Origin of the sequence: Streptomyces sp. NPDC019224, from assembly GCF_040632605.1 — a bacterium.
Classification (GTDB): Bacteria; Actinomycetota; Actinomycetes; order Streptomycetales; family Streptomycetaceae; genus Streptomyces.
Genome location: NZ_JBEYCF010000061.1, coordinates 1 through 15,232 on the forward strand (window position 1 = coordinate 1; position 15,232 = coordinate 15,232).

Annotated in this window: 16 protein-coding genes; 6 read left to right on the plus strand and 10 right to left on the minus strand. The window is 73.0% G+C overall.

The window, feature by feature from the left end:
- Positions 1-184, plus strand: a 184-nt coding sequence (locus ABZ564_RS28575; protein ID WP_360862025.1) for a hypothetical protein, incomplete at its 5' end; no start/stop codon positions are given.
- A gap of 49 nt (positions 185-233) precedes the next feature.
- Here the strand turns inward: ABZ564_RS28575 and ABZ564_RS28580 are convergent.
- The gene (locus ABZ564_RS28580; RefSeq protein WP_360861945.1) at positions 234-764 is read right to left on the minus strand and encodes a nitroreductase family deazaflavin-dependent oxidoreductase; all 531 of its coding nucleotides are present in this window, start codon (positions 762-764) and stop codon (positions 234-236) included.
- Positions 765-894: 130 nt separating this feature from the next.
- On the opposite strand from ABZ564_RS28580, the gene ABZ564_RS28585 reads away from it, so the two are divergent.
- Entirely contained in the window at positions 895-1,449 is a 555-nt protein-coding gene (locus ABZ564_RS28585; protein WP_360861947.1) for a MarR family transcriptional regulator, read from the plus strand.
- Between the two features lie 204 nt (positions 1,450-1,653).
- Here the strand turns inward: ABZ564_RS28585 and ABZ564_RS28590 are convergent, their stop codons facing one another.
- The 4 genes from ABZ564_RS28590 to ABZ564_RS28605 form a co-directional block, all read right to left on the minus strand.
- Complete coding sequence (locus ABZ564_RS28590; RefSeq protein ID WP_360861949.1) at positions 1,654-2,913, minus strand: cation:proton antiporter; 1,260 nt, start codon at positions 2,911-2,913, stop codon at positions 1,654-1,656.
- 2 nt (positions 2,914-2,915) lie between these two features.
- A complete protein-coding gene (locus ABZ564_RS28595; RefSeq protein WP_360861951.1) occupies positions 2,916-3,386 on the minus strand; it encodes a TrkA C-terminal domain-containing protein in 471 nt (156 codons plus the stop codon).
- Between the two features lie 185 nt (positions 3,387-3,571).
- Entirely contained in the window at positions 3,572-5,017 is a 1,446-nt protein-coding gene (locus tag ABZ564_RS28600; protein ID WP_360861953.1) for an SPFH domain-containing protein, read from the minus strand.
- Between the two features lie 69 nt (positions 5,018-5,086).
- Complete coding sequence (locus tag ABZ564_RS28605) at positions 5,087-5,596, minus strand: hypothetical protein (protein WP_360861955.1); 510 nt, start codon at positions 5,594-5,596, stop codon at positions 5,087-5,089.
- A 429-nt stretch (positions 5,597-6,025) separates the two neighbouring features.
- Between ABZ564_RS28605 and ABZ564_RS28610 the strand changes: the two genes are divergently transcribed.
- Complete coding sequence (locus ABZ564_RS28610) at positions 6,026-7,729, plus strand: SpoIIE family protein phosphatase (RefSeq protein WP_360861957.1); 1,704 nt, start codon at positions 6,026-6,028, stop codon at positions 7,727-7,729.
- Between the two features lie 21 nt (positions 7,730-7,750).
- Here the strand turns inward: ABZ564_RS28610 and ABZ564_RS28615 are convergent, their stop codons facing one another.
- The 5 genes from ABZ564_RS28615 to ABZ564_RS28635 all read right to left on the minus strand — a co-directional run bounded on the left by ABZ564_RS28615 (position 7,751) and on the right by ABZ564_RS28635 (position 11,776).
- Positions 7,751-8,599, minus strand: coding sequence for a GNAT family N-acetyltransferase (locus tag ABZ564_RS28615; protein ID WP_360861959.1), 849 nt, complete (start codon positions 8,597-8,599; stop codon positions 7,751-7,753).
- Between the two features lie 51 nt (positions 8,600-8,650).
- Positions 8,651-9,271 (minus strand): hypothetical protein, encoded by a 621-nt coding sequence (locus ABZ564_RS28620; RefSeq protein ID WP_360861961.1) that lies wholly within the window; start codon positions 9,269-9,271, stop codon positions 8,651-8,653.
- A complete protein-coding gene (locus ABZ564_RS28625) occupies positions 9,268-10,515 on the minus strand; it encodes an MAB_1171c family putative transporter (protein WP_360861963.1) in 1,248 nt (415 codons plus the stop codon). Before ABZ564_RS28625 ends, ABZ564_RS28620 begins: the two co-directional genes overlap by 4 nt.
- 250 nt (positions 10,516-10,765) lie before the next feature.
- Complete coding sequence (locus tag ABZ564_RS28630) at positions 10,766-11,326, minus strand: toxin (RefSeq protein ID WP_360861965.1); 561 nt, start codon at positions 11,324-11,326, stop codon at positions 10,766-10,768.
- Positions 11,327-11,329: 3 nt separating this feature from the next.
- Positions 11,330-11,776, minus strand: a complete 447-nt coding sequence (locus ABZ564_RS28635; protein ID WP_360861967.1) for a hypothetical protein — start codon at positions 11,774-11,776, stop codon at positions 11,330-11,332.
- 559 nt (positions 11,777-12,335) lie between these two features.
- Between ABZ564_RS28635 and ABZ564_RS28640 the strand changes: the two genes are divergently transcribed.
- The 3 genes from ABZ564_RS28640 to ABZ564_RS28650 all read left to right on the plus strand — a co-directional run bounded on the left by ABZ564_RS28640 (position 12,336) and on the right by ABZ564_RS28650 (position 15,175).
- Positions 12,336-12,674: a MerR family transcriptional regulator gene (locus tag ABZ564_RS28640; RefSeq protein ID WP_360862017.1), complete on the plus strand. Its 339-nt coding sequence runs from the start codon at positions 12,336-12,338 to the stop codon at positions 12,672-12,674.
- Positions 12,675-12,996: 322 nt separating this feature from the next.
- Positions 12,997-13,200, plus strand: coding sequence for a cold-shock protein (locus ABZ564_RS28645; protein ID WP_360861969.1), 204 nt, complete (start codon positions 12,997-12,999; stop codon positions 13,198-13,200).
- Between the two features lie 427 nt (positions 13,201-13,627).
- Positions 13,628-15,175, plus strand: coding sequence for a DEAD/DEAH box helicase (locus ABZ564_RS28650; protein ID WP_360861971.1), 1,548 nt, complete (start codon positions 13,628-13,630; stop codon positions 15,173-15,175).
- Positions 15,176-15,232 lie beyond the last annotated feature (57 nt).

Consider the following 15,232-nt stretch of genomic DNA (forward strand, 5'->3'; position numbering starts at 1 on the left):
GCGCGCGACCGGGGCGCGGCAGCTCAACTACCTCGGGTACTCCTACGGCACGTACCTCGGCGCGGTGTACGCGAAGCTGTTCCCGGGCCCCGACGGGGCGAACCCCGGCTGCCGCGGCACTGGCTTGATCAGTCGGGGGCTCCGGCCGTACCTCGTGGAGGAACCGGAACCGGCGCGTGCGTGAGCGGCGCCGCCCGCCCCGGGGGCCGGCCGCCCCCGGGGTGCCGCCCGCCTCAGCGCCTCGGCCCGGAGGCGCGAGCGGCGCCCTCGGTGAGCCGGACGAACGGGATGGACTCGCCCACCCGCCGGTGGTCCTCCGCACCGCCGTCCACCGTGAAGCCCAGGCCGGCGCAGAGCCGGCGGGCCGCCCTGGGGTGGCGGGGCGCGTACCGCGTCATCAGCTCGCCGCCCTCCTCGGCGGTCAGCACCTGGGCGGTGACCGCGTGGAAGCGGCGGCCGACCTGCACGGTGGCGTGCGGGGTGCGCTGCAGGTTGCGGAACCAGTCGGCCCCGGGGCCGAAGCCGGATGCCACGGTCCAGCACGCCCGCCCCTCGTGGGTGCCCGCCTCCACGACCTCGACGGCGGTCCGGCGCGGGAGGCCCGAGACGCGGCCGGTGTGGACGAGCAGCAGCAGCCGGCCCCCGAAGAGCGGCCCGAGCCCCATGCGGAACATATGGACGGGCAGCCGGAAGGCGGCGCCCCGCCAGCCGGTCGGCGGCTCCGGGCGCCGGGGAGCGGGCGTAGCCGCAGGTTCATGCGTCACTATGCAAACGTTGCACAATCCAAAGGTCGGTGCCAGGGCGCTCGCTGTCGGTCCGGTACCGGTTGGGCGGCGTTTCGGCATCGGATCCGGGCCGGTTCGAGTAAGCGGTCCCGGCGCGGTAGAAAGGGGCATGGCCGCGCACGGACAGGCACCCGATGACCCACCGACCGCCCCGGACCGGGACGACGTCGACGCGGTGACGCGTGCGGTGCTGACCGCGTCGCGACTGCTGGTCGCCGTGTCCGCCCGGTCGCTCGCGGCGGTCGAGGACCGGGTGACGCTGCCTCAGTTCCGGCTGCTCGTGGTGCTCTCCACGCACGGGGAGGCCAAGCTCGTCACGCTCGCCGAGCGGCTGGGCGTCAACCCGTCGACCGCGATGCGGATGCTGGACCGGCTGATCGCGGCGGGCCTCGCCGAGCGTCAGGTCAACCCGGCCAACCGCCGCGAGACGGTGCTGCGTGTGACGCCCGAGGGCCACTGTCTGGTCGAGGAGGTCACGGCCGGCCGCCGCCGGGAGGTGGCCACGATCGTCGAACGCCTCGCGCCCGAGCAGCGCGCCGCGTTGATCGACGCGCTGCGGGCCTTCACCGACGCGGGCGGCGAGGCGGCGGCCCCGGCCGAGGGCGCGGACGCCTACCCCCTGGGCTGGACCCCGGACCTCCCGGCCGCCGCGCACGGGGTCTGACGGGGCGGTGCCGGCCGGGGCTGGCGCGAGCGGGCACGGGACTGTGACGCCCGCTCACGCCGCTGAGCGCCGCTGAGCGCTGCTCACACCGCGCCGCGCCCCCCCGGGCGCCCCCGCGCCGCTCACGCCGCCCCGCGCCCCCCGGGCGCCCCGCGCCGCTCACGCCGCCCAGCTCACACCGCGCCGCCCCCTCACAGCGCCCCCTCACTCCGAGGACGCCGAGACCTCCTCCTGCGCCGCCGGCACCCGGGCCGGGGCCGCGGCCGGCTCCTTGCCCGCGACGCCGGCCGCGGCCGGGTCCCCGTGCCTGCCGCGCCACTTCTGGACGCGCGCGACGACCGGCTGGGTCCAGCGCGCGGTGAGCGGGCCGACGATGACCAGGATGAGGACGTACGCGGTGGCGATGGGCCCGATCCGGGGCTCGGTCGCCACGGCCAGCCCGGCGATCACGATGGAGAACTCGCCGCGCGCCACGAGCGTGCCGCCCGCCCGCCAGCGCCCGCGCGGGCCGATGCCGGCGCGCCGGGCCGCGTACCAGCCGGTGCCGATCTTCGTGAAGACGGTGACCACGGCGAGCAGCGCGGCCGGCAGCAGCACCGGCGGGATGTCCGAGGGGACGGTGGAGAGCCCGAAGAACACGAAGAAGACGGCGGCGAACAGGTCCCGCAGCGGGGTCAGCAGCTTGCGCGCGCCCTCCGCCACCTCACCCGAGAGCGCGATGCCGACGAGGAAGGCGCCGACGGCGGCCGACACCTGGAGCTGCTGGGCCACCCCGGCGACCAGGACGGTCAGTCCGAGCACGACGAGCAGCAGCATCTCCGGGTTGTCGGAGGACACCGCACGGCTGATCAGCCGTCCGTGGCGCAGCGCGAGGTAGAGCACCAGGCCGACCGTGCCGAGTGCGATCAGCAGGGCGATGCTGCCGCCGGCGAAGCCGACGCCCGCGAGCATCGCGGTGAGCAGCGGCAGATAGACGGCCATCGACAGGTCCTCGATGACCAGCACCCCGAGGATGACGGGGGTCTCCCGGTTGCCGAGGCGCCCCAGGTCCGCGAGGACCTTGGCGATCACACCGGACGAGGAGATCCAGGTGACACCGGCCAGCGCGACGGCCCCGACCGGGCCCCATCCGAGCAGCAGCGCGGCGACCGCGCCCGGAGTCGCGTTGAGCACGAAGTCCACGGCCCCGGACGGGTACTGCGTCTTGAGGCTGGTGACGAGCTCGGACGCGCTGTATTCGAGCCCGAGCAGGAGCAGCAGCAGGATGACGCCTATCTCGGCGCCGACCGCGGTGAACTCCTCGCTGGCCCCGAGCGGCAGCAGCCCGCCCTTGCCGAAGGCCAGCCCGGCCAGCAGGTAGAGCGGGATCGGCGAGAGCCCTATCCGGCCGGCGAAGCGTCCGATGATGCCGAGTCCCAGGATGACGGAGCCGAGCTCCACCAGCAGGGCGGTCGTGTCGTGCATGGTCAGCCCTCCGCGATGATCTCGGAGAGCGTGTCGACGCCCTCGCGTGTTCCGACGGCGACGAGGGTGTCGCCGATGGCCAGCCGGAATTCCGGCCCGGGTGACGGGTGCGCGCTGTGGGTGCGCAGCACCGCCACGATCGAGGCACCGGTCCGGGTCCGCGCCTTGGTGTCCCCGAGCAGTCGGCCGCCGTACGGCGAGCGGGCGCCGAGCGGGATGTGCTCGGTGACCAGGTCGATGCCCTCGGTCCGTACGGCGTCGATGGGCGCCGCGTCGATGAGGTGGGCCAGCCCGGTCGCCTCCTGGGGCGTCAGGGGTACGGAGAGCAGGCACGAATCAGGATCGTCCTGGTCGTAGAAGCCGATGAACCGCCGCCCGTCGTGGTGGACGACCACGGAGATGTGCTGCCCCGACTCGGTGGTGTAGTCGTACTGGACGCCGACTCCGGGCAGCGTGGTGCGGTGGGTTCCCATGGCTTCCTCCCGAGGAGCGCGGCACGTGTGAGGCACTTGGTGATCTCTTTAGACTCGCATTACCTTATCCGGAGGTTTCGGGTGTCCCGGAGGGGTGAGTTCCGGTTACCGCTCCGGGGCCCGGCACACGAATGCCCGGCCGGTTGCGCAACCGGCCGGGCACGCGAGAGGGGTCGGGCAGGGGGTCAGTCGCCGATCTCGATCTTTCCGTTCCTGTCGGCCGGCGCCGCCGGCGTCTGGGCGACGGGTTCGGCCGGCTTCGGCACCGCGCCCTTGAGGTTCTGGAGCAGCGATGCGAGGTCGACCCCGGTGGTGGAGCTGAGCAGCTCCATGCCCTGGGCGACGTTGTCCGTGACCGTACGGGACAGCCGGCTGGCGCCGTCCGTCGAGATGACGGTCATCTTGTCGATGGCGCCCAGCGGCTCGGCCGCCTTGGCGACGACCTGGGGCAGCACCTCGACGAGCATCTGCAGGACGGCCGCGTCGCCGTACTGCGCGAAGGCGTCGGCCTTCTTCTGCATGGCCTCGGCCTCGGCCGAACCGCGCGCCGCGATGGCGGCGGCCTCCGCCTCACCCTCGATGCGCACCGCCTCGGCGAGCGCGGAGCGGTGCAGCTTCTCGCCCTGACCGGTCAGCCGGGCGCGCTCGGCGGCCGCCTCGGCCTCCTTGACCTGGGCGATACGGCGGGCCTCCGCCTCCTGCTCGGCCTGGTAGCGGGCGGCGTCGGCGGGCTTGCGGACCTTGGTGTCGAGCTCGCGGTCGGTCAGCGCGGCCTGGCGCTCGGCGACCTTCTCCTGCTCGGCGAGCACTTCCTGCTGACGGGCGGCCTCGGCGAGCGGGCCGGCCGCGTTGGCCTTGGCGGCGGCCGCTTCCGTCTCGGCCTTGATCTCGGCCTGCTTCAGGTAGAAGGTCCGCTCGGCGATCGCGATCTCCTCGGCGGCCTTCAGCCGGGCCTGCTCCGAGGCGCGGCGGGCGATCGCCTCCGCGATGTCCGCCTCCTGCTTGGCGCGGGCGGCCTCCGGACGTCCGAGGTCCTCCAGGTAGGAGCCCTCGGTGGTGATGTCCTGGATCTGGAAGGCGTCCAGGATCAGGCCCTGGCCGGACAGGCTCGCCTCGGCCTCCTCCGCCACCTGGCCGGCGAACGCGGCGCGGTCGCGGATGATGTCCTCGACCGACATCCGGCCGACGATGGCGCGCAGCGCACCGGAGAGCACTTCCTGGGTGAAGCCGACGATGCCGTCCTGCTGGCGCAGGAAGCGCTGGGCGGCGGCCCGGATGGCGTCCTCGCTGCCGCCGACCTTGACGATCGCGACGCCTTCGAGGTGCGCCTTGACGCCGCGCAGGGTGACGGCGCCGCGCACGGCGACCGGGATGTGCCGGCTGGACAGGTCCAGGGTGAACTTCTGCTGGACGAACGGCACGACGAAGACGCCGCCGCCGACGACGACCTTCTGGCCGCTGTTGTCGATGCTGGTCCGCCCGGTCACCGGGTCGACGGACTTCTTGCCCCGGCGGCCGGTGATGATGAACGCCTGGCTGGGGCCGGCCACCTTGTAACGGGTGATGACGGCGAGGGCGAGCAGGAAGAGGAGTACGACGACTCCGACGATCGCGATCATTACGGGACTCATGCGGTTTCCCCCTCTGCCTCCGGACGGGGGCAGTCGTGTGACGAGCGGTGGTGGAGCCGGCGTACCGGGTCAGCGTTCGACGGGACGGACCGAGACCGAGGTGCTGGAGAGGGCCGCCTCGACCCAGATCTCCGCGCCCCGGGCCACCGGCACCGGGCTCTTGGCCGACAACTTGACGAGCTGTCCGCCGAAGCGCAGCAGGACCTCGCCGTAGCCGTCGGCCGGGATGGCGGTGACCACCGAACCCGACGTGCCGACGAGATCCTCGTTGCGCGGGGTCGCGTCGGTCTGGTCCCGCATCAGGGCCCGGCTGAACCGCCAGGTCAGCAGGGCGGCGACCAGCCCGGCCGCCACCCCGGCCACCGTGGCGACGAGGGTGCCGGCACCGGTCGTACCGAGCACGATGGCGCCGCCGAAGCCGAGCATCGAGAGGAAGCCGGCGATCACCGGGAGGGAGACGAGCCCGCCGAACAGCCCCTCCAGCAGGCCCCCGAAGAGGCTCTCCAGAATCCCGTCGAAGATCAGGGACAGGGCGAGCAGGGCGACCCCCGCGATGCCGAGACCGAGAAACAAGGTCACGTGTCCGCCCCTCCCGGCCCCGTCGTCCCCCGTGCTTTTCCGTTGAACTGGCTGGATGGTCCCATACGCACCCCCGTGGCAACACTGCCGGAACCCGGCAATTTTTACTCGTTGTTGATGCCGGAGAGCCGGTCTGCCGGCGGCGGAGCACGCGCCGTGCCGGCGTTCGCAGTGAGGGACGGCCGGACACCGGGTGACGGTTCCGGCCCGTTCGGTGACGGTCCGGGGAACGGGGCGGGTACCAGGGGTGGCCCGCAGGACCGCGAACCCGCCCTGCGGCCCGTGCGCCCGGCCCGCCGTCGGCGCCGGCCCGGTCCCGCCGCCCCGGGCCGCGACCTCGGAGCCGCTGCGGATGCGGGAGCGGGCGGGGCGACAGACGATGAAGGACCAGGCAGTGTGGCGGCCCGCGCCCCGCCCCAGGAGGTTGCCTTGCCGGTGCACACCGACCATGTGCCGTCCATCGACGTCACGGCGCTCGCCGCCGTGCTCGACGGCACGACGGCGGGTGTGGCCGTGTTCGACACCGAGCTGCGCTACCTGTACGTGAACCCGTCGCTCGTACGCCACAACGGCCTCCCGCCCACCGCCCACATCGGCCGCCGCCCCAGCGAGGTCATGCCCGACATCGACGCCCGCGAGGACCTGATGCGCGCCGTGCTCGCGGACGGCCGGGCCCGCGAGGTCACCTCCAGCGGCCGGCTGCCCGCCGCCGCCGGGACCGCCCGGTGCTACTGGCACGGGGCCTACCACCGGCTTGAGATGGAGGGCCGGATCGTCGGCGTCGTCGGGATCGTGCTGGAGGTCATGGCGCACGACGACGAGCAGCGCCGGCTCGCCCAGGCCCAGCGCCACCTGTCCCTCCTGGACAGCGCGAACACCCGCATCGGCACCACGCTCGACATGGACACCACCTGCGCCGAGCTGACCGACCTGGTCGTCCCCGGCCTCGCGGACCTCGCCGTCGTGGAGGTCTTCCCGCGAGACGTCGCCCCCCGGGTCCGCCCGTCCCCGCCCGGTGTCGTCCGGCTGCGGCGTGCGGCGATGTCGGCGGTACGGGGGCTGAGCCCGGGCCCCGCCCGCTTCGGCGCGGACGGCGACTACGTCGACCACCAGGAGGACGCCGCCGTACCGCGCTGCCTGGCCACCAACCAGCCCGTCGTCGAGAACCTCGCCGGCGACGAGCAGGTGAACCGTTCCGCCCCCACCCCCGAGCTGGCCGAGGCCTACCGGGACCTCGGCCTGCACTCGGCGGTCGTGGTGCCCGTCTCCGTGCGCGGCGCCCCGATCGGTGCGCTCGGGCTGTTCAGGGCCGGCGGCTCACCCGTCTTCTCGGACGACGACGTGGTGGTGGCCCGGGAGCTCGCCGGGCGGGCCGCCGTCCATCTCGACCACGCGCGCCGCTTCACCCACGAGCACACCATCGCCCTGGAGCTCCAGCGCTCCCTGCTCTCCGAGCCCCGGCCGCCCCACCCGCACATCGAGGTCGCCACCCGCTATCTGCCGGCCGACCGCAGCGTTCTGGTGGGCGGCGACTGGTTCGACGTCATCCCGCTGCCCGACGGGCGGCACCTGAAGGCCATGGGCGACGTCATGGGGCACGGCGTCGAGGCGGCCGTCGCGATGAGCCACTACCGCTCGCTGCTGCGGCTGCTGGCCGACGAGGAACTGCCTCCGCACCGCATCCTGGAGCAGCTGGACCGGATGGTGGAGCGGTCCGGGATCGACCGGGCCGCGACCTGTCTGCTGGCCGTGGTGAACCGGGACGGGAAGATGTGCGAGGTGGCGAGCGCGGGCCACCTGCCGCCGGTGGCCCTCGACCCGGGCGCGCCCGGCGCCCGGATCTGCGACGTACCGGCGGGCCCGCCGCTCGGCACCGGGTTCGGCGGCTACCGGTCCGCGGTGCTGGAGTGCGGCCCGGGGACGGTGCTGTTCATGTACACCGACGGGCTGGTGGAGCGGCGCGGCGAGGACATCGACACCTGCGTCGCCCGGCTCGGCGAGCTGACCCTCCCGGAGGACGGTGACCTGGAAACCCTGCTGGACCGGGTGCTGGAACGCTTCGGTCCCGGCGCCGAGGACGACATCGCGGTGATGGCCTCGCGGACCCGGCATGACCCGGACCGCGCCGCGTGAAGGGCCCTCCGGTCCTGCCCGTCACCCCAGTTCGAGGCTGGTGACGCCGTAGAGGCCGGCGAGGTCGACGTCCGGCGCCGCTCCGCTGTACATGCGCGCCGTCTCGAACGACGGGGCGAGCCCGAGCCGTTCGGCCAGCCGCACCGCCGCCGGATTGGCGTCGGGCACGTCCACCGCGACCGGGGCGGCCGGGTCACTGGCGGCGAGCGCGCTCACCAGGGCCTCGGCGATCCCCGGCGTGGCCGCGTACAGGGGGCCGATGCGCGAGGACGTACGGCAGGCGCGCAGCACCCCGAGCCCCCGCACCTCACCCTCGTACAGCGCGGCGAACGCGGTACGGCCCGGTGCGGTCGTCCAGGCGGCCAGGAAGCCGTCGCGCTCGGCGGGGAAGAAGCGGCGGTCGTAGGCGGTGATCCGGCCGAACGGCAGCGTGCGCACGTCCACGAGCGTCACGCCGGGCGGTGGCGCCACGTCCAGCGGGGCCAGGCCCTCGTGGCGGAGGTTCGTCCAGGCCGTGCGGAAGCCGGCCTTCCGGTAGTCGGGCTGCCGCTCCGTCACCCCGTCGAGCCCGGTGAGGCGTCCCGCGAGCCGCTCCGTGCCGGCGGCCCACAGCCGGCTCCCGTACCCCTGGCCGCGCAGCTCGGGCCGGGTCAGCCAGAAGCCCAGGAAGCCGAAGCCGGGGCCGTGACGGACCGCGGAGACGCAACTGACGGGCGTACCGTCGAGCCGGCCGGTCAGGAAGCCGCACGGGTCCGCGGCGAAGAACGCCTGACCGTCGGTCAGGCCCGGGTTCCAGCCCTCGGCGTGGGCCCAGTCCGCCATCATCCGGAGGTCGTCCGCGCTCGCTGTGGTGATCTCGAAGTTCGGCACGCGTCCACCATGGACTGCCCGCCGGGCCCGTTCAACGACGCCCCGCCCCGGTCACCCGAACAGGAACGCGCCCGCCGTCGCCGCTCCCAGCGCGGTACCGGCCGTCACCTGGCCGACCGTGTGGTAACCGAGCGCCACCCGCGACCAGGCCACGGCGGCCGTCATCGCGTACCCGAACAGCCACCACGGCGAGTGGACGGCGGCGAGCAGGGCGACCACGGCCGAGGCGACGGAGGCGTCCACGGAGATCTTCCACACCGTGTTGACGGCCAGCAGGACGACCGTCATCGCCCACAGCGCGAGCATCGCGGTCAGGATGCCGGTGGGCGCCCCGCCCAGCAGCATGACCGCCGAACCGGCGCCGATGGAGCCGAGGATGACGAAGAAGATCGGCGCCCGCTTGGTGCGGTCGACGACATGGCGGTCGCCCCAGGTGCCGCGCCCGCGCTCCCACTCGATGTACCCGGCGGGCACGATCCCCGCGCACAGCGCGCCGAGCAGCCCCCACAGCAGCCCGGTCCACTCCCCGGCCGCCGCGAGGCCGATGACGAGCATGCCGACGAGCAGCGCGTTGCGCGGCTGGAGGACGTCGGTCACGGTGCGGGCGAGGGGGTGGTCGGGTGCGGCGTCCGCCGCGGAGCCCGTGGTGTCGGTGGTGTCGGTGGTGCTCATGCCGGTTGCTCCTTGCCCGCTGCGGACGTGGTGTGCAGGATCTGACGTGCCCGTTCCGGGGCGATCGTGCGGTACGCCGTCGCGACCCGGACCAGCCAGGCGACCTCGCCGTCCTGGTCGGTGGCGTGCTGGGTGGAGACGGCCGCCGCCTCGCCCGCGGGCGCCCCGGCGTCGCGGGCGATCAGGGCCGCCTTGATCCAGTACGCGTCGGCGAGCGGCGACCCGGAACCGGCCCCGGCGGCGGCCTCCGCGGCCGGCAGCAGTGTGTCCGGCACGTAGTGGCGCAGTTTCTCGACCGCGTCCGCGATGTCCGCCGCCCAGCGGTCGACGCGCAGGTCGGCGGGGGTGCCGAAGCGGGTCAGCTCGCGCAGCAGCGGGGCCGGGGGCTCGAAGGGCTGGTCCGGGAAGGCCGTCATCAGCTCGTACCAGAGGCCGTGCAGCCGGGCCTGCGCCCGCCAGAGCTTGGCCCGGCGGCGGACGTTGCTCAGGGCGGGGATGGAGGCGCCGACCGCGAAGAAGGCGAACAGGACGACCTGGGCGGCCTCGGTGATCCGGTCGAAGTCCTGCGCGAAGGACTCGCTCGGCCGGTCGATGACACCGACCCAGAGGAACAGCGTCCGGCTGACGGTGTAGCCGACGCCGATGAACATCGCGAACGTCATCATCCCGAGCCCGACGCGCAGATGACGCATCCGCGCGCTCCCGGTGGCCAGCGCCCACTGGTACGCGCAGACGGCGGAGGCCGCTCCGAGGTAGAGGTAGAACACGCTCATGTACAGCGTGGCGCCCCCCTGCCCGGCGTGCTCGGCCACGAAGCGGTCCGAGGGCGTGGAGCGGTCGACGACGGTGAAGAACAGCACGGTGAGCAGCACCAGCGTGGCGACGGACGCCTTGGCCGCGACCTGCTGGATCAGCCGGGCGAACCGTACGTGCCGGGGGACGTCCCCCTCGTCGGCGTACCGGCCGTAGATCGCCACGATGTAGCTGAGAATGGCCAGGATCGCGATGGTCGCCGTGTAGTGCTTGATGAGGACGGAGAGGTCGGTCACCGGGCTGTCGTTGAGTTCGACGCGCACGAACCGGGTCTTGGTCCACAGCGCCAGCGCGAATCCCGCGTAACACCCCCAGAGCGCCCGGCGGCGGCGGTCCTCCTCGTCACCCCACAGGGCGGCCGGCATGCGCCACAGGGCGACGGCTGTCATCAGGCCGGCTATGAGATAGCCGGCGAGGTCGAGCGGGGTCACGGCAGAAGTCCTCGGGGGTGGGGGTACGCGGTCGGACGGTACGGATGCTAGTGCCGCGGCAGCCAGGGTTCGCCCCGTCGCGACGCCATGCACGCACTCTCGCCGCACCGGCCGAAAACCCGAGTACATCCAGTACGAGGGCTTCCGGCCGGCACGCCGAGAAGTGGGGTCTCCCCTGTTCGAGCGGAGCCGAGAACTTGGGGACGCACCTGACGCCGCTCCTTCCGGGCAAACCCTGGCTGCCGCGGCACTAGGTACGGCGGAACAGGCCGCCGCGGCGGTGCGCGACCGGGCGCGAGAGCGAGTTCGCGAGCCGCCCCACCATGTCATCGCTCGTGACGTCCCGGGCCATCCGGGGGATGAGCGAGGCACCCAGTTCGGCCATGCGTTCGTCGTGGGTGTCGTACTGTGCGCGCGCCTGCACGGCCTCCGGGGTCAGCACGGCGTCCGGGCCGACCATCCGGGAGATGAGCGAGGTGTCGAAGACGGGGAGCAGGCGCTGGAGCTGTTCCGCGTCCAGCGAGGTGCCGTGGTCGAACCACTCGTGGCACAGCTCGTGCAGGACGACGTGCTGGGTCTGGTACTCGGTGGGGCGCCGGCGGTAGAGCACGAAGCTGGTGTCGCCGGTCTTCAGCCGCAGCCCGCAGGCGGCGTTGACGCGCGCCAGCCGGTCGGGCATCTCGTGCAGCACGATGGTCCGGCCGCGGGCCGCCTCCATGTTGGCCACCAGGCCGGGCACGGAGAACGGCGAGGGCAGCGGCAGCTCCGCCAGCCCTTCCTCGCACTCCCTGAGCAACTTCCGCATGGACATCGGTCAGCCCTGCTGTCCGCCGCCGGCCGGGGGCCTGCGGTCCCCGGCGTCCCGGAGCAGGGACATCGCGAACTGCAGCAGCTCCGGCGGCAGCCCGTCCTCGTCGAGCCCGCGCCCGGCCAGCCCGCTGATCTCGCCGGTCCGCCGCTTGGCCAGGAACTGCAGCCCGGCCACGACGTCGTCGACGACCTCGGACTCCTCCTTGAAGAACCGCCAGTCCACGCCGAAGCCCAGCCCGAGCGCCTTGAGGATCTCCTCGGACGGCTGGGTCACCTTGCCGGCCAGGATGTTGGAGAAGTAGCTGTGGGAGAGCGATCCGCCGCGCTCCTTGACCAGGTCGGCGAAGAACCGGCCCGAGATCCTGCGGCCGGGGAAGGTCTTCTCGACCATGTACTCGACCTTCTGGCGCAGCGTCCGCAGCTCCGGCGCGCGCTCCTCACCGTTGTCCATCCGCCCCCCACGTGCACGTCCGCCGCAGGCCCTGTCCGGTCCCGGGCGGCGCTCGATTCGGTCAACGGGCTCGTACTGTAACGAACCCCGATCGCCGCCCCGGGGGCGGGAGACCGGGGGGTGGGGCGAAGCGGAACATTCTCATCCGGTGCCCGGAACGGTCTTGCGCAAACACTCTACGTCACTGTTAACTCGAAAAAACACGGGCAGGGGGCCACGAGGGGAGTCCCTTGCCCGTGAAGACGTCCGGTGCGCACCGCCGTGGCGCCCGCGAGGGTGCGCACAAAGGGGTGTAGCCCTTCACGACGGGGGATGCGTGAAGGGCTACCCGTGCATTATGACCCCTTCCCCCGGCAGTCATCAACTGACCGGCCGGTCAGTGTCCTTGCCCGGGCGCATCTCCGCTTGCCGGGTCCCGGCAGCCGCGCGCGTTCGGCCACGCGCTGTTTCCTTCCCTCCCGGGTGCAGGAAATCTGTCGCGGCTATGCTGGAGGCGATGGCCCGCACAATGAGAGTTTCCGGTCACGGCAACGACGTCGGCGAGACGCGGCAGGAGTCCATGCCCCCCGAGTCCCCCCGGCATGCGGCCGACCGCCTGGACGACGACGACTACCCCGCCTACACCATGGGTCGCGCCGCCGAGATGATCGGCGCCACCCCGCAGTTCCTCCGCGCGATCGGTGAGGCCAGGCTGATCACCCCGCTGCGCTCGGAGGGCGGTCACCGCCGCTACTCCCGCTACCAGTTGCGCATCGCGGCCCGGGCCAGGGAGCTGGTCGACGGGGGTACGCCGATCGAGGCGGCGTGCCGCATCGTGATCCTGGAGGACCAGTTGGAGGAGGCCCTCCGGCTGAACGAGGAGCTGCGCAGGCCCGCCCGGGGCGACGACGCGGGCTGAGGCCGCCCGGCCGGGGAACGGTCCCGCGCGACCGGTGAATATCTGCAGGCGTGAGCGCAGAATTTTTGGCAATGCGCGGCAAGGGTTTATGTCGCGCCGGGCGGAGTGTAATTACGTGCCGCACCCGGACGCTTTCATTGTGCTACGGTGGATTCAGTTGCAGTTGTGGTTCCCGAAAACTCTGAGTGCTTTCGTCGGCTAAGTGGCCGACGGGCGCGCTGAATGTATATCCGGCTTCAATATCCGGATGGGGTAATCATCGCGGCGATGCGGGACTGGCACAGTGCGAGTCCCCGGGCTTTGCCCCAGAAGGAGAATAAAAATGGCTACTGGCACCGTGAAGTGGTTCAACGCGGAAAAGGGCTTCGGCTTCATCGAGCAGGACGGCGGCGGCGCCGACGTCTTCGCCCACTACTCGAACATCGCCACCCAGGGCTTCCGTGAGCTGCAGGAGGGCCAGAAGGTGAACTTCGACGTCACGCAGGGCCAGAAGGGCCCGCAGGCGGAGAACATCACCCCCGCGTGAACCTGATCACGCCGGCGCCTGCGCGCTGACCGTGTATCCAGGCTGGGGCCCGCACCTTGGGTGCGGGCCCCAGCCCGTTGTGTTTTCCGGTACCGCACCCGTTCGCGCCGTGTCGGTACCATCCCGTGAGCGCCCCAGGGCGCCAGGGGGCGCCTTGCCCACCGTCTCCACCGGGGACGGACGATCCGCCTCCCCGGGCCGCATGGCCCGGCGGACCCCGCGACGTGATGCGCGGCCCGTTCCACGGGCCGGCGCCTCCCGTCCGCCGCGAAGCACCGGACCCGGCCCAGGCCCGGCCCGTATCGGCCCACGATCGGCCGTCGGCTTCGTTCACGTATGCCAACGGCCCGTTCTTACGATTTCCGCGCCGCGCACCGGTACGGAAATGAGTCGATACGTGCCCCGCCCAGTCGAGGAAAGGTTCCGCTTGAACCGCGACCGCACACCCCGTTCCACCGACCGATATTCCCGTACCCGTGGCGGAGGCCCGTCGGGATCCGGCTCCCGTTCCTCCGGTGGGGGATTCCGTTCCCAGGGCTCGGGCCACTCCGGTCAGGCCCGTTTCGGCGCCCCCGCCCGGCGTTCCGGCGGATACGGCCGCAGGCCCGTCGCCAAGCAGGGCGAATTCGAGCTGCCGAAGACCGTCACCCCCGCGCTTCCCCCCGTCGCGGCCTTCGCCGACCTGGACCTGCCGGACGCCGTGCTGGCCGCGCTGACCGCCCAGGGCGTCACCGAGCCGTTCCCGATCCAGGCGGCCACCCTGCCGAACTCGCTGGCCGGCCGCGATGTGCTGGGCCGGGGCCGTACCGGCTCCGGCAAGACGCTCGCCTTCGGCCTGGCCGTGCTGGCCCGCATGGAGCGCCGCCGCGCCGAGGCCCGCCACCCGCTGGCCCTGATCCTCGTCCCGACCCGTGAGCTGGCCCAGCAGGTGACCGCCGCGCTGACCCCGTACGCCAAGCCGCTGCGGCTGCGGATGGCCACCGTCGTCGGCGGCATGTCGATCGGCCGCCAGGCGGCCGCGCTGCGCGGCGGCACCGAGATCGTCGTCGCGACGCCGGGCCGCCTCAAGGACCTCATCGAGCGCGGCGACTGCATCCTGGACCGGGTCGAGGTCACAGTGCTCGACGAGGCCGACCAGATGGCCGACATGGGCTTCATGCCCCAGGTCACCGAACTGCTGAACCAGGTCCGCACGGACGGGCAGCGCATGCTGTTCTCGGCGACCCTGGACCGCAACGTCGACCTGCTCGTCCGCCGCTACCTGAACGACCCGGTCGTCCACTCGGTGGACCCGGCCGCGGGCGCGGTGACCACGATGGAGCACCACGTGCTCTACGTGCGCGGCGCCGACAAGTACGCCACCACGACGGAGATCGCGGCGCGCGACGGCCGCGTGATCATGTTCCTGGACACCAAGCACGCCGTGGACCAGCTCACCGACCACCTGCTCAGCAGCGGAGTCCGGGCGGCGGCGCTGCACGGCGGGAAGTCCCAGCCGCAGCGCAACCGGACCCTGGAGCGCTTCAAGACCGGGCACGTCACGGTCCTGGTGGCGACCAACGTCGCGGCGCGCGGCATCCACGTCGACAACCTCGACCTCGTCGTCAACGTCGATCCGCCGAGCGACCACAAGGACTACCTGCACCGCGGCGGGCGCACCGCGCGGGCCGGGGAGTCCGGCAGCGTCGTCACGCTGGTGCTGCCCAACCAGCGCCGCGAGATGACCCGGCTGATGGCCGACGCGGGCATCACCCCGCAGATCGCCGAGGTCCGCTCCGGCGAGGCCGAGCTGAGCCGCATCACCGGCGCGCAGGCACCCTCCGGCGTGCCCGTCACCATCACCGCACCGCCCTCCGAGCGGCCCGCGGGCGGTTCGCGCGGCCGGCGCGGGCGCCCGGCGCAGGGGCGCCGCACCTCGCCCCCGGCGGCCCGGAGCGGCGCACCGCGCCGGTCGTCCGGCAACCACGCCGGCTGACGCACGCGTACGGTCCGGAGCCCGGTCCCCGAGGGGGGCCGGGCTCCGGCGATTCGG